This is a genomic window from Klebsiella sp. 64 (assembly GCF_018223915.1).
Classification (GTDB): Bacteria; Pseudomonadota; Gammaproteobacteria; order Enterobacterales; family Enterobacteriaceae; genus Klebsiella; species Klebsiella pneumoniae.
Window position 1 is genome coordinate 84,736 of record NZ_JAGRQZ010000017.1, and the last position, 16,861, is coordinate 101,596.

The following is a 16,861-nucleotide window of genomic DNA, read 5'->3' on the forward strand; positions in this document are numbered from 1 at the left end:
GTCCTCCGTGAACGCACCCCAGCTCAGCCTGAAAAAGCGCCTGCCAGTAGGATGAATTCACTACCGTTTGCGGGTGAGATAGCGTGGATTATCCACTCTGTCTAACGTTATACCCGGAGGCACCATGAACCTCAGACAACAGCAACAGCAGGCGTTCGATCGCAGCGGGGAACCTCTTATCGTCGGCAACGTCAGCCACTGCCCGCTGCCGCCGGAGACCCTCGCCGCACTGGGCCCCGATTCCCCCTATGTGGTGCAGGTATACGGCTCAGGCCTGACCGGCGAGGTTTATCGTCTGCGCATCGCCGGCAAGGAGTACAATTTAAAGAAACGTCGCGCCGTCGCCGGCGTTGCCAACCTCAACGGCCAGCTGTCGTTTTTAAATGAGGTACAGCGTCGGCAGGCATTGCAACAGCTGAAGGATGACCCGGTCACCGCGCCGCGCTTCACCCACATCGTCCCAACGCTGTATGCCGATTATCGCCTCGGCATCCTGCTCTCCCCCTGGATCGATGGCGAGCCGATACACCAGTTGACCCCGCCGCTGATCGCCCAGCTATTTACTACTCTGGAAGCCTGCGAAGAACAGGGGCTGATGGAGTGGGATCTCTGTAGCGGGAATCTGCTGGTGGACCGGCAGGAGCAGTTATGGCTGTTCGATTTTGGCTATATGTATCCCTTCGACCCGCTGAGAGAATTCAACAGCAATGGTCTGGCCGACCCGCTGTTCCACTTTGTCGAACGTTTTGAGACTCGCTTCTTTTTTAGCTGGCTGATGACCCGGATCCCTGACGCCGAACAGCAGCTGGCGCAATATCGCGAGATGAAGCGGCTGGCGGTCGAAAGCTACCGCCGGAAGCTCGTCTGGCTTCGCGCCCGGCGCGCTGACCCGCTGGTGCTGGCTCACTTTCAGCAGTTGACGGCGCGCTGGGAGTCGGCGCTGGCGGACCCTGCCGCGCTGAGCCGGCTGTTTGCCGTAGAGGCCTTTCGCTCACATGTGCTGGATATTGAAGACGACCTGCATGGTCAGTCCTGTACCTTACTCACCCTGCAACGCATTGACTGGGTGATAAACCAGCTGGAACAGCATTATCGCTTTATCACCGACGAAGGCGGCCTGTTTTACGATAACGAAGGGAAATCGCAGCAGGCGCTGCTCAGCAGCTATGCGCAGAAGCGGCAGCAGGCGCAGCAGTACCTGTTGAGTGCCACCGCCGCAAAGGATTAACGGCGCTCGCGTCCCTGCTTCTGCTTCGCCTGGTACATCAGGCGGTCAGCGGTGGCCACCAGCGCGTTGAGACTGGGATGGCTGGCGGGATCATATTCGACGCAGCCCCAGGAGAACGCCAGCTGCCAGGGATTGGCCGCCTGCTGGTTGAAACGCGCCACGTTGTGGCTGAGCGTCTCCATTGCCGCCGCGGCATCGTGGCGGCTGGTATTGGCGAACAGAATGATAAATTCGTCCCCCCCCTGCCTCGCGAGGATATCGGACTCGCGGAAGGCCGCTTTCATCAAGTCGGCGATGGCGATCAGCGCGCGATCGCCCTCTTCATGCCCCCAGGTATCATTGATGTGCTTGAAGCGATCGAGGTCGACAAACGCCAGACTCACCGGCTCATGGCGGCGCTGGGCCGTCAGCAGGGCATACTCTGCCAGGGTGAGGAATCCCCGGCGATTAAACAGTCCCGTCAGCTCATCCGAGGTTGCCGCATCCAGCACCTTGAACTCATCCTCCACGATCGCCGCCAGATCGCTTAAGATCTGCATTTCATGGGCGGAAAACGATCGCGGCTGGTGATCCATCAGGCAGAACGACCCGACGGTCGCGCCATCCGGCAGTTGCACCGGATACCCGGCGTAAAAGCGGATAAACGGCGCCTCAATGACCAGCGGGTTATCGTGAAAGCGCTCGTCCTGCTGCATGTCGTTGACGATAAGCGGGTCGGTTTGCAGAATGGTATGGGCGCAAAATGAAATATCTCTCGGCACCGTGTCCACATCGAGACCGGCACAGGACTTGATATGCAGGAGATCTTCCCCCACCAGACTGATGGACGCCACCGGCAGGTTATACAGCGAACGGGCAAGCCTGGTCAGGCGATCGAAGCGTTCTTCTTTTCCGCTATTCAACAGCCCGGAAGAGCGTAGCGATTGCAGGCGACGCTGCTCGTCGGGATGAAGTCCGGCTAATTTCATTGTCTCTCACTTGTCTCTTGCGCAGAATTCCGCCGGGTTTCCGCAGAGAAACCCGGCGTTTTATCCTGCGAGGGGAAAATAGTCGTCAGGTACCCCATGAGTTAAGCAGATTTCCTCTGCACGTCAACCGGCGCGCCCCAGGCGACTGGCGGCCAGGGCGCTGGCGGAATGCCATTAACGGCACTCTGCCCGGCAAAGAGGGCAGATCAGGCGCGGATAAACGCCAGCAGATCGGCGTTGATGGTATCGGCGTGGGAGGTGTGCATCCCGTGCGGGAAGCCAGGATAAATTTTCAGCTGGCTGTTCGGCAGCAGCTTTTCCTGCAGGATGGCCGCATTTTTATAGGGGACCACCTGGTCGTCATCTCCCTGCATCACCAGCACCGGCAAAGTGATCGACTTAAGGTCTTCCGTCTGGTCGGTCTCTGAAAACGCCTTAATGCCTTCATAATGGGCTTTGGCGCTGCCGATCATCCCCTGTCGCCACCAGTTCTGGATCGTTCCCTGGGATATCTCTGCTCCATCACGATTGAAGCCATAGAACGGGCCAGAGGCGACGTCGAGATAGAACTGGGCGCGGTTCGCCGCCAGCGCTTTGCGGAAACCGTCAAACACCTCGATCGGCGTCCCGCCCGGGTTCTGCTCGGTTTTCACCATTAGCGGCGGGACGGCGCTAATTAACACCGCCTTCGCCACCCGCCCCTGCGGCTGACCATAGCGGGCGACGTAGCGTGCGACCTGGCCGCCGCCGGTGGAGTGCCCGACGTGGACCGCATTGTGCAGATCCAGATGCTCCACCACCGCCGAGACGTCCGCCGCGTAATGGTCCATATCGTGCCCCTCGCTAACCTGATCGGAGCGGCCATGACCCCGACGATCGATAGCGATGACCCGGAACCCTTCGGCAAGGAAAAATAACATCTGGTTATCCCAGTCGTCAGCGCTTAACGGCCAGCCGTGATGAAAAACAATCGGCTGAGCTTCCTTTGGACCCCAGTCTTTAAAGTCAATATTGACGCCGTCTTGGGTGGTGACAAATGCCATATTACAGACTCCTCTTTCAGGATAACCAGCCTGCAGGCCCGTGCCTGGGCTGAACGCCGACGGCGGCCGGCAGGAGTGCCGACCGCACAGGAATGTGATGCCTGTAACAGTGTAGAAGATATTTAACGCCGGGCGGGACAACTTACCCTGTCTCGCTTGATTCGCCGATCCTGGACCAGACCGCGTCTGGTATCAGGCCGCACTCTCCTGCTGGCGGATCCGCACCATCAGCGCGCCGAGCAGCGCCCAGTCAAGCAGCACGGCGAAGGCAAAGCAGACGCCATGGCGTCCTCCTCCCGCAGTATGCCAGGTCAGTAGCGTCGCCGCGATGGCGATAGCTACGCTCAGCACCGTGGCGCCGCTGACCCGCATCCCCGGCAGCGCCGTCCTAACCGCCGCAATGCGCCAGGCGACAGCCGCTCCCGCCCCACCGCACGCCACGCCCGGCAGCAGTGCCGGCCAGTCCTGCCCGCCATACCAGGCCACCAGCGCCAGCAGCCAGCCGGCCGCTGACAGCAGAAAGGCCCAGCGCGTCGCCGCCAGGGGTGAGCGATAAAGCCAGGATTGTCCGCGAGTGAATCCCCACCCGACGCCAAAGGCCGCAATCAGCGCCGTCAGCAGACTCAGCGTGCCGGTCACCCCGATAACCGGGGGCATGATTAACAGCAAGGCCCCGGCGGCGATGACCACGCTAAGGGCGATAGCGCGGCCGCGGGGGTCGATCGTTGCCGCGGCTTCCGCGGCGGTGTAGCGGCTTACAACGTGCATAGTTGACTCCTGACAGGCGAAGATGCATGAATTTAATTCATGTCATTGTCTTTACATGCCCGTAGCCTATCGCCACTATATTGCCTTACACAAACGCATAGTTTTCAGCCATAGATGAGAAAAACTCAGCCATGAGACCACCCCGTCTGCCGCCGCTGGGGGCGCTACGCGCTTTTCATGCCGTCGCCCGCCACCGCAGTTTTAAACAGGCCGCCGAGGCGCTCGGCGTCAGCGCGACGGCGGTCAGCCATCAGATTAAACTGCTGGAGTCGGTGCTGGAGTGCCGGGTCTGCGAACGCAGCGCGCAGGGCGTCAGTCTGACCGCTGATGGCGAGATCCTTTACGCCGCCACCCAACGCGCCTTTAGCGCCCTGGAACAGGCCGTCGTCCAGATCGCTCATGCCCGTCAGCCGCCATCCTTAACCGTCACCACCACCTCCAATTTTCTCACCCACTGGCTGGTGCCGCGGCTGGCGGATTTCACCGCCCGCTTTCCGGCTATCGACCTGCGGCTACACACCAGCGTCGAACGAGTGGATCTGCATCTGGGCACGGTAGACGCCGCGATTCGCTATCGTGAAACGCCGGAGCCGGACCTGTACTGCACGCTGCTGTATGAGGATCGCTTTATCGTGGTCGCCAGCCCGACTCTGGGCCTCAGCCGGCCTGAAGATCTGCAGCGGGTGACGCTGTTTCACGTTGCCAACCGGCGCGTGCCAGCTGATTCGCCGAGCTGGGAGAACTGGCGTCGGCGCTATGGACCGCCGACGCTGAATATTGATGCGGGGTTAACCTTTAGCGATGAAACCCATGCCCTGCAGGCGGCGGTGGCCGGTCAGGGAGTGGTGATCGCCAGCGAACTGCTGGCGCGGGATCTGCTGCAGCGCGGCGTATTATCCGCGCCGTTCAGCAACGCATTGCCTGGCGCCCGCTACTACCTGGTCACCACCGAGGCTGCGGCGCAGCGGGCGGATATTTTCAATCTGCGGGAGTGGCTGGTCGGCCAGATGGCATTAGGTGACGGTCGCCATCCGGCGGAAGAGTAGCGGGCTTACCAGCCGCAAACGTTGGTCTCTTCATCGGACTCGTAGCCGCGAACGATATTGATCAGATCCTTCACCGTATCAGCGGCGGTGAGCGGGTCGCGCAGCGCCGCCAGCGAGGAAAAGGTTTTATCAACCGAGACGCCGTTATTGTTATTGGTGACCGTCAACAGAAACTCCCCCTCTTCCCTGTCGTCCGGCAACTTGCTCAGCAGGTCATTAACGGCCTCCACCGCCTGCTGTGGAATATACAACACCATTGGTTTGAGAAATATTTTTTCCTGCTTCTGGTGAAGTCGGCCATTCTCTAGCGCTAAGGTATAACCTTTATTTTCACTGGTCATCTCTTGTTATCCCTCGATGAGAATTTTTGGATCAACATAAAAGTCGACATTAAAAACCGTGTCCTCTGAGAGGGCCTCAATACAGTGCCACTTCTCCGGCGGAAAGACGCCAAACTGGCCGGCTTCAATAGTCAGGGTTTCAACGGGCTCGGGGCTGGTTTCATCGGCATAGCCGAGATAGCGGATCGCCCCCTGCATCACCGAGAGACGAGGGTAGACGCCCTGCCGGGTGCCGGCATCCAGATGGCGGCGCCAGATAGAGGCCGGGGCGGTCTCTTTGGTCCACAGCGGCGTGCTGCGGGTGTGAACGTAATGGGTGGGAATAATGATTTGCTGCATAATTGTGCCTCACTTTACCGTCTCAAACGCGACGTTCAGAAATAGCCTATATGATGCATATCATATACCCCTTTTAAACGTTAAGGATATTATTTTGTTGTGGAATTTTACGCCTACTCCTTTTTATACCTCGCAGGGATTAGCGCTAAGAGAAAATAAAAAAGGCGATTTCAGGATCCTGAAATCGCCCGGGAGAATAAAAGTAGACACGTTAAAAATTTGTTAGCGCAGCGGACTCGGTTTGCCGATTAAATATCCCTGAACCAGGTCACAGCCCAGCGCCTGCAGCGAAGCCAACTGCTCTTCGGTCTCTACACCTTCCGCCACAATGCGCATATGCAGGCTCTTTCCCATGCTGATAATCAGGCGGACGATATCCAGATCGTCTTTTTGTTCCGGAATATTGATGACAAACGAGCGGTCGATTTTAATTTTATCGAACGGGAAGTAGCTTAAACGGGACAGGGAAGAATAGCCGGTACCAAAGTCATCGATGGAGATCTGAATGCCCTGCTCGCGCAGCTGGCTGAGAATTTCCAGCGAACGGGTGTTCTCATTGAATACGTCCGACTCGGTGATCTCCAGATCAAGACGTCGCGGATCGAGGCCGGTCTGATGCAGCACCTCGATAATGGTGTCGGTCAGCGATGTATTCATCAACTGAATTGGTGAAACGTTGACCGAGACCTTCAGCGGCGTCGCCCAGCTGGCCGCTTCGGCACAGGCGGTTTTCAGCACCCATTCGCCAAGGGCATTAATAAGACCGATTTTCTCTGCCACCGGAATAAACACCGTCGGCGGCACGGCGCCGCGCACCGGATGGAACCAACGAACCAGCGCTTCATAGCCGTAGATTTCGCGCGTGACGGTATCGGCGATCGGCTGATAGTAGACTTTGAACTCGTCATGGGCCAGGGCCTGCAGCAGATCGTCTTCAAACGATTTGTTCTCCTGCAGGCGCTGCAGCATCCCCGGCCGGAAGATTTGCACATGGCCGCTACCCTCTTTTTTCGCCTCATACAGCGCGAGGTCGGCGCACTTGTACAGATAATCGGTACGACTTTCACCGTCAGAGATCACGATCCCAATGCAGGCGTCGATATTAATCTGCGCATCGTAGATCTGATAGGGCTGGCTGATCTTCTCCCGGATAACATTGGCCCGCTCAAGGGCCATCTCCTCAGTGAGATCGTAGGAGAGCATCGCAAACTCATCACCGCCAAGGCGATACAGCGTCTCGGAGGTTTTGCGGAAAAAAGAGAGGCGACTGGCCAGATCCTGCAGCAGCTTATCGCCAGCATCATGGCCAAGGGTATCGTTCACATCCTTAAAGCTGTCGAGGTCGAAAAGCATCACCACGGCGCATCCCTTATAGGGACGCACCTGGTTGACGATCTCCTGCAGCCGCTGCCAGAAAGAGAGACGGTTGGGCATACCGGTCAGCGAATCATGGTAGGCATCGTACTGCAGTCGGCGGTTCTGCACCTGCAGCTTCTCTTTCGAGGCCTGCAGATCGTTGGCCAGCGTTTTCATACGAACATGGGCGCGACGCAGATTATTATTCTGTCGGAGCATCAGCAGACCGAGAGTTATACACATGGCGATCAGCAGAATGGAGATCACCGAGTAGATATAATAGAGATGCTGGATTTTATCATGGGTGATATTAACGATATTGATATCTTGCGTCAGGGTGGCGGCGGCCATTGAGGTCAGCGGACCATCCAGCTCGCTTAACACCGGCAGGATCTGTCTGACCTGCTCCGGCGTCATGGTATCAACTTGTTTATCGAGCAGATGAAGATTACGAATCAGTGTCGCAACCACCGTCTTCCGCTGCTCGCTTTTATTGATAAATTTACCCAGATCGCCCTCCTGCAGAAGCTCGATCTGGCTCATCATGATCTCAAGACGCAGGCGCACCTCATCGTGGTCCGCCCCTTCGGCCCCAATCGCCATTCCCGCCAGACGAGACTCCAGCCGCATATATTCCGACACCATTTGCGACATTGACCACGAGTCCGTATAGCGGGTAAATTTTTGCAACTCACTTTGTCGCTCATGCACCAGATAAGTAATATATCCGGTGACAACAAATAACGACAAAATAATAGCCGTGAGTATTCGATTCAAGATCCAACCCTTATTCTATAATCATCTTTGAAACTTGCCAGGCCGATCGGGAATAATAGATCTGGTTCTGTAATTCAGCACTGCTGTCGTAAGGGTAGACAATAAATAACGGGCCTTTATCACGAATGCGCATATATTGACCGTTCATTTTTAACGCCATAATGACCGGGAATTTATAAAAATCATCAATCGGGATAATGGTGGTGTAGTCGTTCAGCGCCAGCACGCGGGCCGATGTGCCTTTCGCGCCGACTAAATCCATGAGTTTACTAAGGGGAATGCCGTCAAAACGAACCTTGCCGGTGTACCAGGGGGTGGTGGTTTCTATCGTCTTCATCCCCAGTTTTTCCAGCATTGCGAGATCAAAAACGGCCTTGTCGCCGACATTCATATTTCCGATTTTTCCGGAAATGGTCAGTACAGGTTTTCCTGTCGGCGCAGGCAGTTTTTCAGCATAAGCAGAAGGCAACATGACAGAACAAAATAAAACTGCAAGAAGTAGACGCATTTTACTCACCATTCCAGAGAGGGAGACACGTTAAGTGTAAACCATTTACGTCGATTCTTAAAAGGTGTCCATCTTTGTTATCCGTTGATTTAATTAAAAGTATAAGCTGGATGGCAAATTGCCAGAATGTTAAGTCCAGGGTGTGATTTCGCCCGCCTTTCCCATCGATTCTTTTTTGCGCCATCTCCCCCGCTTAGCAGGCAAACTACTTTCCTCTACGGCCGCTGCGCGGTAGTCTCAGAGCAGACGCAACGGTAAAAGCGTCTCATTCCAATAACAATGAAGTACGTGACTGACAGGACAGGGTATGGATTCAACAATAAGCGTGCAGCCCGGCGAGGCGCCAGATTCACTACATCGGGCCCGGCGGGCGGCCTGGGGTAGTTTTGCCGGCGCGGTGGTCGACTGGTACGATTTTCTTCTCTATGGCATTACCGCCGCGCTGGTGTTCAACCGCGAATTTTTCCCGCAAATCGGCCCGGCGATGGGAACGCTTGCCGCCTTTGCCACCTTCGGCGTTGGGTTTCTTTTTCGCCGCTCGGCGGAATTATTTTTGGCCACTTCGGCGATCGCCTCGGGCGGAAACGGATGCTGATGATGACCGTCTGGATGATGGGTATCGCCACTGCCTGCATCGGCCTGCTCCCCTCGTTCAACCAGATCGGCTGGTGGGCGCCGGTGCTGCTGGTGTTCCTGCGAGCGGTTCAGGGATTCGCCGTCGGCGGCGAATGGGGCGGCGCGGCGCTGCTCTCGGTGGAGAATGCCCCACAGGGGAAAAAAGCCTTTTACAGCAGCGGGGTGCAGGTGGGCTACGGCGTCGGCCTCCTGCTCTCTACCGGGCTGGTATCGCTGATTAGCAGCCTGACCAGCGACCAGCAGTTCCTCAGCTGGGGCTGGCGCTTACCGTTCCTGTTCAGCGTGGCGCTGGTCCTTATTGCGCTGTGGATCCGTAACGGCATGGCGGAATCGCAGGAGTTTGAAGCGCAGCAGAGCCAGGACAACGCGCCGCAGAAGAAAAAGCGGCTACCGGTAGTGGAAGCGCTGCTTCGCCATCCGGGAGCGTTTTTACTGATTATCGCCCTGCGTCTGTGTGAGCTGCTGACGATGTATATCGTCACCGCCTTCGCCCTCAACTACTCCACGCAAAACCTCGGCCTGCCGCGCGAGCTGTTTCTCAACATTGGCCTGCTGGTGGGCGGTCTTAGCTGCCTGACTATCCCCTGCTTCGCCTGGCTGGCAGACCGCTTTGGCCGTCGGCGGATCTATATCACCGGGGCGCTGATCGGCACTTTGAGCGGTTTCCCGTTCTTTATGGCGCTGGAGAGTCAGTCCGTTTTCTGGATCCTGTTCTTCGCCCTGATGCTGGCCAATATCGCCCATGATATGGTGGTCTGCGTCCAGCAGCCGATGTTTACCGAGCTGTTCGGCGCCAGCTATCGCTATAGCGGCGCCGGCGTCGGCTACCAGGTGGCGAGCGTGGTCGGCGGCGGCTTTACCCCGTTTATTGCCGCGGCGCTGGTCACCTTCTCAGGCGGATCGTGGCACAGCGTGGCCCTCTATCTGACCGCAGGATGCCTGCTGTCAGCGCTCACCGCGCTGATGATGAAAAAGCACCCCGTCGACTGACCCACCAGCGGAGGGCGTAACCCGCGCCCTCCGGTAAGGAGAATACATGTCTCAGTTAACCCTGGCCGACTGCTGGCCTCGCCGTTTTTCCCCCTCTTCGCTGGCGCTGCAGTTTTGCGAGGATCCCACCCAGGCGGAACAGCCGCTGTTTGCCAAAGCCAGCGCCGGCGAGGCCGTCGCCCAGCTCTGGCAGGCGCCGCAGGGATTGGTGGTGCCGGGGAGCTATCGTCAGTTTACGGATCTGCCGGCGGTCAGCGCGCATTTTGCCGCGCGCGGCTGGCCGGTATGGCTTCGCCGCTCCGGCGGCGGTCTGGTGCCCCAGGGGCCGGGCATTATCAACCTTAGCCTCGCCTGGCCGGTGCAGCAGCCGCTCGGCGAAGCCGCCGAACCAATCTATCATTCGCTGTGCGCTGTGCTGCAGCGCACCCTCGCGCGCTTCGGCGTTGCCAGCCACCCCCGGGCGGTGAGCGGTTCCTTTTGCGATGGCCGGTATAATCTTGCCTGCGGAGAAGGCGCGGAGGCGCGCAAGATTGTCGGTACCGCCCAGTACTGGCGGCCGCTGGCGGCGGGCGGCGGCCACGTGGTGCTGGCCCATGCGGTGATCCTTATTGACGCCGATCTGAGCGCGGCGCATCAGGCGGCGAACGCCTTTGAAGCGCAGCTCGGCAGCGAGCGGGTCTATTGCGCTGACAAGACCGTGACTCTCGCGCAGCTGCTTCCCGGCGAGCGCCATCTGCTGCCCCGCTTTAGCGAGGCGCTGGCGCAGGAGCTGGACGCGTCTCGCTGAAGGTCGCTTTCAGGTAGCGGCTGAAGGTTTCCACCGCGCGCGACACGCGCGGGGTATAGGGCCGGATGACGTACAGCCGATCGGCAAACACCTCTACTGGCTGCCACGCCGGCAGCAGCTCCTGCACCAGCCCGCGGCCAATGGCCTCCCGGGCGCTGAAATCCGGCAACAGCGCCACCCCAAGCCCCGCCAGCACTGCATCACGTAGCGACTCGCTGTTATTGGTGGCGAATGGCCCCTGCACGTTGATGGTCACCCGAGCATCGGGCGACTGACGGGAGGCGAACGTCCACTGCGGGCGCTGTGGCCCACGGGGATAGGTCAGGCATTGGTGGTGGCGCAGATCTTCGGGGGTCTCCGGGCGGCCATGGCGGCGAATATAGTCGGCGGACGCGACGGTAAGCGTCGCGGTGTGACACAGCGGCCAGGCGACGTGGGTATCCGGGAGCGCCTCGCGTCGACAGTGGCGGATGGCGAGATCGAACCCTTCGCTGGCCAGAGAGACCAGCCGGTCGGTGACCTCAAGCTGCAGATGCAGCTGGGGATGCTGATGCAAAAAAGGCGCGATTGCCGGGACCAGCTGCTGGCGGGAAAAGGCCACCGGCGCGGTCAGGCGCAGCGTTCCCCGCAGCGGCCCGCCCTCATCGCAGGCGCCGGTGAAAATATCCCGCAGCTGACCAAACGGCTCGTTGAGCTCCGCCACCAGCCGCAGTCCGTCGTCGCTGAGGCTCACGCTGCGGGTGGTGCGATGGACGAGGGTTTTACCGGTCACCCGCTCCAGCTCGCTGATTTTCTGGCTGATAGCCGACTTGCTGATCCCCAGCTTTTCCGCGGTCCGGGTATAGCTTTTTTGTTCTTCCAGCACCGTCAGCCAGTACAGATGGATCCAGTAACTCTCCGGACGACTCTCGCTCATGTGATTGTTCACCAGTAAAAACAATGTATTCAACTATAGCGGTTTTTGCCGGCGGCGGCATCGGCTAGCATCTTGTTGAGCCCATCATTATTCCCTAACGATAAGGAGCACCTGCATGCCATTACTGACATTTGACCTGATTGAAGGCCGTACGGAACAGGAGGTCAAAACCCTGCTGGATGCCGCCCATCGCGCCGTGCTGCGCGCCTTCGAGGTACCAGAACGCGACCGTTACCAGATTGTTCATGAAAACAAAGCCCACCATATGGTGATTGAAGATACCGGCCTCGGACTGACCCGCACGCGGGATCTGGTGGTGGTGCGGGTCTATACCAGCCCGCGCAGCGAGGCGCAGAAGCAGCGCTTCTTCGCCATTTTGCAGGAGGAGCTGGCGGAACACTGCGGCCTGAGCGGCGATGATCTGATGGTGTCGATTATCAGTAACCAGAAAGGCGACTGGAGCTTTGGCCGCGGGGTCGCGCAGTATCTTACCGGCGATCTGTAACCCGCAGCCCGCAGCACGCCCTTAGCGGCGGGCTGCCGTCGCGATACGCTGCCGCGCCTGCTGCTCGATATTCTCCAGCAGCTCCTGGACATCGTCTTCATCAATGTCGAGGAACTGGCCTTCCAGCAGCGCGGCGTGAATATCTTCCCGGGTGACCGAAATACCCAGCGGCACCGCCCTGGATTTGACCTCCTCTGCCGCCAGCGGATGCGGATAACGGCGGCCAACCAGGTTATTAAACACAATAGCCAGCAGCGCCAGCATCAGCGAGTTGAGGAGCACCGGGGTCAGCACAAAGTGATAGCCTTCGCTGTGCACCCCGGCGCCGCCGAGGATCGCCGTCAGGGCCACCGCGCCGCCGGGGGGATGCAGACAGCGCAGAAAATACATCCCGGCGATGGCCAGAGCCGCCGCCAGACCGCAGGCCAGCGCCGCATCGGGGACCAGCATACCCACCGTGACGCCGATCAGCGCCGACAGCACGTTGCCGCCGACAATCGACCACGGCTGCGCCAGCGGGCTGCTCGGTACGCCAAACAGGAGTACCGCCGAGGCCCCCATCGGGGCAATAAACCACAGATTGACTTCGCCGAGCAGCCAGTGGCTGAACATGCTGGTCACCGCCAGTCCGGTGCCGGCGCCAATGGATCCCAGCACGATATGCCGGCGGGCCACCGGCAGCGCGTGCGGCTTCAGGCGGCCAAGGAAAATCCGCAGCCGTGAAAATATCCCCGCAGGAATAACACTCAACATCGCTTCATCGCTCAAATCATAGGAATTACTTATATTTTATTTTCTTTTTTTAACCTTAAATTAACAACCCTGTCTTTCGCAGGGGATAGCGCGGGCGGCGATGTCCGACGGCATTGTGCTGTGAATTCTCGCGGGGGCTGATAGAATCCCTTTTCGGTCAGGGGGATACCCCTTTTGCGAATTGAAGGTCATAACCCAGTGAATAATAAAATCTCTTTAGCGAAAGAAGTGGCATGGGCCAGCCAGAATATGCCGCGTACCCTGCGTCAGGTCGCCGCGCTGCCCGACCTCAGCGGCGTGCGTCTGGCCTGCTGTATGCACCTCGACATGAAAATGATCCCGCTGGTGCAGGGGATCCTCGACAAGGGCGCTCAGGTCTTTTTAACCACCTGTAACCCCACCACCGTGCAGGACGACGTGGTGGCCTGGCTGGTGGAGCGCGGCGCCGAGGCCTGCGCGTGGCGCAATATGAGCGATGCCGACTGGCAACAGTCATGGGAAAAAGCGATTGCCTGGCAGCCCACTCACCTGTGCGAGATGGGCGCCGATATCACCACCCTGCTCCACCAGCGCGGCGAGTTTGGGAACATCGTGGCGGGTCTGGAAGCCACCGGCTCGGGCGTCAATCGGCTGGGGGATATTCAGCCAGGCTATCCGATCTTTAACTGGGACGATCTGCCGGTCAAAGAGGGGCTGCACAACCGCCATATGGTCGGTCTCACTGCCTGGCACACCTTCTTCCAGACCACTCACCTCACCCTGCATGAGAAAAAAGTGCTGGTGATCGGCTACGGCCTGGTCGGCCAGGGCGTCGCGGCGGCGGCAAAAGCTTTTGGCGGTCAGGTGATGGTGGCGGAGATCGATCCTGCCCGCCGTCTGCAGGCGGCCTACGACGGCTGGCACGTGGTGGACCTCCAGGAGGCTATCGCCTCGGCGGACGTGGTGGCCACGGCGACAGGCGGTAAAAACGTGGTTAATCGCCAGGCGCTGGACCGCGCGAAAGCGGGAGTATTTATCCTTAACGTCGGCCACGTGGCGGAAGAGATCGACGGCGATTACCTGCGCCAGTACCCCCAGGAAGAGGTGATGCCGTATATCAACGCCTACCGCATGGCCGACAAAACCGTCTATCTGCTGGCCAATGGTTCAATGCTCAATCTGACCGCGGGCTTCGGCGACAGCCTGAACGCCTTTGACGTCACCCTGGCGGTGATGGCCAGCGGCATCCGTCATATTGTCACCGACGGCATGCGCGCCCCGGCGAAGGTTTATCTCCTGCCCCAGGCGGTCTGGCAGCAGGCCCTGTAAACCCGGCGCATCGCCCCCATCGCGGGACGATGCGCTCCACCATCAGGATGACGGCGCGCTATCGGGCAACACAATATTGCTCTGCGCCAGCGTTCCCATCTGGTTGTACATCACGCTGGCGGCATCCAGCAGGTGCATCGCCAGCGCGGCGCCGCTGCCCTCTCCCAGGCGCATGTCCATATCGAGATACGGCCGCAGACCCAGCGCGTCGAGGGCGATCTGCGCCCCTTTCTCCGCCGACAGGTGTGAAGGAATAAGATAAGGGTGCGCCGACGGGGCCATGCGGCAGGCGGCCAGGGCAGAAGCATAGGAGAGGAAGCCATCCAGCACCACCGGCAGGCCACAGGAAGCCGCCCCGAGGATCACCCCGGTCATGCCCACCAGATCGTAACCCCCCACCTTCGCCAGGACATCCAGCCCGTCGGCCGGGTTCGGCTGATTATGGGCTATCGCCTGGCGCACCACCGCCACCTTATGGCCCCGCTGCGCCAGCGGCAGATTGGCCCCACAGCCCACCACCGCGTCAGGGTCGCTGCCCGTCAGGACACTGATCGTCGCTGCGGCCGGGGTGGTATTGGCCATTCCCAATTCGCCGACGCCGAAGGCTTTCACCCCGTCGGCAGCGAGCTGGCGGGTGAGATGCATGCTGGCCAGCAGCACCGTCTCCGCCTGCTGGCGGCTCATCGCCGCCGTCCGGGCGATATTCCCGCTACCGCGGGCCACTTTGAGGTTAATCAGGCCCGGCAGCGGGTCGGCATCGATGCCGACATCCACTACCTGCACCCTGGCCCCGGCCTGCGCCGCCAGCACGCAGACGCCGGTGTTGCCCCGCATCATATTGCCGGCATGAATGGCCGTCACCCCCTGCGGCGAAGGGGTCACGCCTTCATGCCAGACGCCATGGTCGGCGCACATGACCACAATCGCTTTCTCCGCCAGCGCCAGCTGCCCCTGCAAGCCAGGCAGACCGGCCAGCTGCACCGCCAGCGTCTCCAGACGGCCAAGGCTGCCGGGCGGCTTTAACAGGCCATCAATATGCTGCTGAGCGCGCGCCATGCCCGCCACATCGGGCTGCGGAATGGCAGCCAGTAACGCCGAAAGTGTTACCATTCTGTTCCTCACCGTTGGCGTCAGGCCTTACAGCAGCGCCAGTAAAAAGAGTAATTCGCCCAGCTCAATCGCCGCCCCGAGGGTATCCCCGGTCTGCCCGCCGAGAGTTCGCTTCAGCGCCCATCCCAGACCCCAAATCAGCACCAGGGTGATCAGCGCGGCGCGCAGCCCCTGCAGCCCCAGCAGGGCGGTGGCCAGCGCGATCGCCATCGCCATCGTCACCAGCGTCTGCTGCAGGCTAATTTTGCCGATAAACAGATTGCCCAGCCCCTTTTCCCGCGCATAGCGATGACGATACATCAGCAGCACCGCCATCCCGCGACCGACGGCGCAGGCCGCCGCCAGGGCTGCGATGGGGTGGATATCACGCAGCAGCAGCTCGCCAACCACCAGCACTTTCGCCACCAGCACGAAGATCAGCGCCAGCCCGCCGTGGGTGCCCAGCCGGCTGTCGCGCATGATCTCCAGCATCCGATCGCGGGTGCGGGCGGAGAAAATGCCGTCGCAGGTATCAGCCAGCCCGTCAAGGTGGAATCCGCCGGTGAGCAGCGCCAGCGCCAGCACGCCGAACAGCGCCGCCAGCGGGACGCCGCACCACGGCTGCAGGAGGAGCGCCACCGCGCCGGCGATGGCGCCGAGCAGTAAACCGACCAGCGGAAAGGTGACGATACTGCGCTGGTACTGTTCGATCTCCAGGCCCTGAGATAACCGCGCCGGGACCGGCAGGCGGCTGATAAACGAGAGTGCAGCAAAGAATGACTTAATCACGTGAGGTTGACTCCTGTCGGCGAAAGCAGCGGAAGAGTTCTGTCGCGCCCGGTCAGCACCTGAGTTTGTCTTCTGGCGAATCGATCGTCGGAGAGGTGAGAGGTGTTGAGATATCGCCCTGACGCCGCTGCGTCAGATGCCCGGCCAGGATGAGAGAAACCTTTCCGATATCAATACGTTTTTCGCGGGCCAGTATAGCAAAGTGTCGGTGAGGAGAGGCAGTTGCCGGAACAAAGTTTTCGCAGAAAAAAGCAGGAAAGAGAGGGAAACGCGGAACAGCCCGGCGACGCTTAACGCCGCCGGACCGGCAGGGTTTAGCCTTCGACTTTGGCTTCGCCCATCACTTTCAGTTTTTTCGAGATGTCGCGGCGCTCTTTGGACAGCTCGGCATTTTTGATGATGTAATCATCAACGCGATCTTCGTAATCGCTCTTCATGCTGCCGATGATGCCCTGGATGGCTTCCACGCTCATGCCCGGTTTGATGTAGTCGCTGAGGTTGTCCAGCAGCAGAACGCGCTTCTGGTTATCACGGATCTTTTTCTCAACGTCCTGAATTTCACGCTGCAGTTTGTTCTTACGACGGTACAGACGAACAAACTCCAGTACGTCCTGGAAAGAAGGCTTAGTTGTTTCCATTTTTACACCCCTAATAATTGAGATTCGGATTCGTAAAGCGACTGCGTTATAGGGCTAACATAACTGCTAGCAGCCG

General features: G+C 59.4%; 19 protein-coding genes. 7 read left to right on the top strand and 12 right to left on the bottom strand.

Annotated elements, in window-relative coordinates:
- The first annotated feature begins 124 nt into the window (after window positions 1-124).
- Entirely contained in the window at window positions 125-1,228 is a 1,104-nt protein-coding gene (locus KHQ23_RS13170; RefSeq protein WP_038992469.1) for an AarF/UbiB family protein, read from the top strand.
- Here the strand turns inward: KHQ23_RS13170 and KHQ23_RS13175 are convergent.
- The 3 genes from KHQ23_RS13175 to KHQ23_RS13185 all read right to left on the bottom strand — a co-directional run bounded on the left by KHQ23_RS13175 (window position 1,225) and on the right by KHQ23_RS13185 (window position 4,007).
- Window positions 1,225-2,196 (bottom strand): sensor domain-containing diguanylate cyclase, encoded by a 972-nt coding sequence (locus KHQ23_RS13175; protein WP_032434788.1) that lies wholly within the window; start codon window positions 2,194-2,196, stop codon window positions 1,225-1,227. The genes KHQ23_RS13170 and KHQ23_RS13175 overlap by 4 nt on opposite strands.
- A 206-nt stretch (window positions 2,197-2,402) precedes the next feature.
- Entirely contained in the window at window positions 2,403-3,239 is an 837-nt protein-coding gene (locus KHQ23_RS13180) for an alpha/beta fold hydrolase (protein ID WP_040175300.1), read from the bottom strand.
- A gap of 192 nt (window positions 3,240-3,431) precedes the next feature.
- A complete protein-coding gene (locus KHQ23_RS13185) occupies window positions 3,432-4,007 on the bottom strand; it encodes a hypothetical protein (protein ID WP_032434792.1) in 576 nt (191 codons plus the stop codon).
- A gap of 131 nt (window positions 4,008-4,138) precedes the next feature.
- Between KHQ23_RS13185 and KHQ23_RS13190 the strand changes: the two genes are divergently transcribed.
- A complete protein-coding gene (locus KHQ23_RS13190) occupies window positions 4,139-5,053 on the top strand; it encodes a LysR substrate-binding domain-containing protein (protein WP_032434794.1) in 915 nt (304 codons plus the stop codon).
- Window positions 5,054-5,058: 5 nt separating this feature from the next.
- Here KHQ23_RS13190 and KHQ23_RS13195 read toward each other — a convergent pair whose 3' ends face one another.
- Together KHQ23_RS13195 and KHQ23_RS13200 are read right to left on the bottom strand one after the other, a co-directional pair.
- Window positions 5,059-5,394: a DUF1869 domain-containing protein gene (locus tag KHQ23_RS13195; protein WP_004148980.1), complete on the bottom strand. Its 336-nt coding sequence runs from the start codon at window positions 5,392-5,394 to the stop codon at window positions 5,059-5,061.
- Between the two features lie 6 nt (window positions 5,395-5,400).
- Entirely contained in the window at window positions 5,401-5,733 is a 333-nt protein-coding gene (locus KHQ23_RS13200; protein ID WP_032434796.1) for a DUF1971 domain-containing protein, read from the bottom strand.
- Between the two features lie 97 nt (window positions 5,734-5,830).
- Here KHQ23_RS13200 and KHQ23_RS13205 point away from each other — a divergent pair, with 97 nt between their 5' ends.
- Window positions 5,831-5,959 carry a hypothetical protein gene (locus KHQ23_RS13205; protein WP_014343288.1) on the top strand — a complete coding sequence of 43 codons (129 nt, stop codon included), beginning with the start codon at window positions 5,831-5,833 and terminating at the stop codon, window positions 5,957-5,959.
- Here KHQ23_RS13205 and KHQ23_RS13210 read toward each other — a convergent pair.
- Both KHQ23_RS13210 and KHQ23_RS13215 read right to left on the bottom strand, forming a co-directional pair.
- The gene (locus tag KHQ23_RS13210; RefSeq protein WP_004196289.1) at window positions 5,956-7,866 is read right to left on the bottom strand and encodes a bifunctional diguanylate cyclase/phosphodiesterase; all 1,911 of its coding nucleotides are present in this window, start codon (window positions 7,864-7,866) and stop codon (window positions 5,956-5,958) included. The two genes, KHQ23_RS13205 and KHQ23_RS13210, sit on opposite strands and share 4 nt — an antisense overlap.
- A gap of 10 nt (window positions 7,867-7,876) precedes the next feature.
- Entirely contained in the window at window positions 7,877-8,374 is a 498-nt protein-coding gene (locus tag KHQ23_RS13215) for a molybdopterin-dependent oxidoreductase (RefSeq protein ID WP_004198821.1), read from the bottom strand.
- A 459-nt stretch (window positions 8,375-8,833) separates the two neighbouring features.
- Between KHQ23_RS13215 and shiA the strand changes: the two genes are divergently transcribed.
- Both shiA and KHQ23_RS13225 read left to right on the top strand, forming a co-directional pair.
- Entirely contained in the window at window positions 8,834-10,000 is a 1,167-nt protein-coding gene (gene shiA, locus KHQ23_RS13220; protein WP_307851067.1) for a shikimate transporter, read from the top strand.
- Window positions 10,001-10,046: 46 nt separating this feature from the next.
- Complete coding sequence (locus KHQ23_RS13225) at window positions 10,047-10,787, top strand: lipoate--protein ligase family protein (protein ID WP_004184772.1); 741 nt, start codon at window positions 10,047-10,049, stop codon at window positions 10,785-10,787.
- Here KHQ23_RS13225 and KHQ23_RS13230 read toward each other — a convergent pair.
- A complete protein-coding gene (locus KHQ23_RS13230; RefSeq protein WP_032426378.1) occupies window positions 10,747-11,703 on the bottom strand; it encodes a LysR family transcriptional regulator in 957 nt (318 codons plus the stop codon). The two genes, KHQ23_RS13225 and KHQ23_RS13230, sit on opposite strands and share 41 nt — an antisense overlap.
- Before the next feature lie 115 nt (window positions 11,704-11,818).
- On the opposite strand from KHQ23_RS13230, the gene KHQ23_RS13235 reads away from it, so the two are divergent.
- Window positions 11,819-12,208, top strand: coding sequence for a tautomerase family protein (locus tag KHQ23_RS13235; protein ID WP_004175282.1), 390 nt, complete (start codon window positions 11,819-11,821; stop codon window positions 12,206-12,208).
- 21 nt (window positions 12,209-12,229) lie between these two features.
- Here the strand turns inward: KHQ23_RS13235 and KHQ23_RS13240 are convergent, their stop codons facing one another.
- On the bottom strand, window positions 12,230-12,961 hold the full coding sequence (locus KHQ23_RS13240; RefSeq protein ID WP_002911879.1) for an HPP family protein: 732 nt from the start codon (window positions 12,959-12,961) through the stop codon (window positions 12,230-12,232).
- A 198-nt stretch (window positions 12,962-13,159) separates the two neighbouring features.
- Here KHQ23_RS13240 and KHQ23_RS13245 point away from each other — a divergent pair, with 198 nt between their 5' ends.
- Window positions 13,160-14,269 (top strand): adenosylhomocysteinase, encoded by a 1,110-nt coding sequence (locus KHQ23_RS13245; RefSeq protein WP_004200363.1) that lies wholly within the window; start codon window positions 13,160-13,162, stop codon window positions 14,267-14,269.
- Between the two features lie 42 nt (window positions 14,270-14,311).
- Here KHQ23_RS13245 and cobT read toward each other — a convergent pair whose 3' ends face one another.
- The 3 genes from cobT to KHQ23_RS13260 all read right to left on the bottom strand — a co-directional run bounded on the left by cobT (window position 14,312) and on the right by KHQ23_RS13260 (window position 16,785).
- A complete protein-coding gene (cobT, locus tag KHQ23_RS13250; RefSeq protein WP_211776884.1) occupies window positions 14,312-15,379 on the bottom strand; it encodes a nicotinate-nucleotide--dimethylbenzimidazole phosphoribosyltransferase in 1,068 nt (355 codons plus the stop codon).
- 27 nt (window positions 15,380-15,406) lie between these two features.
- Entirely contained in the window at window positions 15,407-16,147 is a 741-nt protein-coding gene (gene cobS / locus KHQ23_RS13255) for an adenosylcobinamide-GDP ribazoletransferase (RefSeq protein ID WP_004180482.1), read from the bottom strand.
- Window positions 16,148-16,461: 314 nt separating this feature from the next.
- Window positions 16,462-16,785, bottom strand: coding sequence for a DUF496 family protein (locus KHQ23_RS13260; RefSeq protein WP_040176088.1), 324 nt, complete (start codon window positions 16,783-16,785; stop codon window positions 16,462-16,464).
- Window positions 16,786-16,861 lie beyond the last annotated feature (76 nt).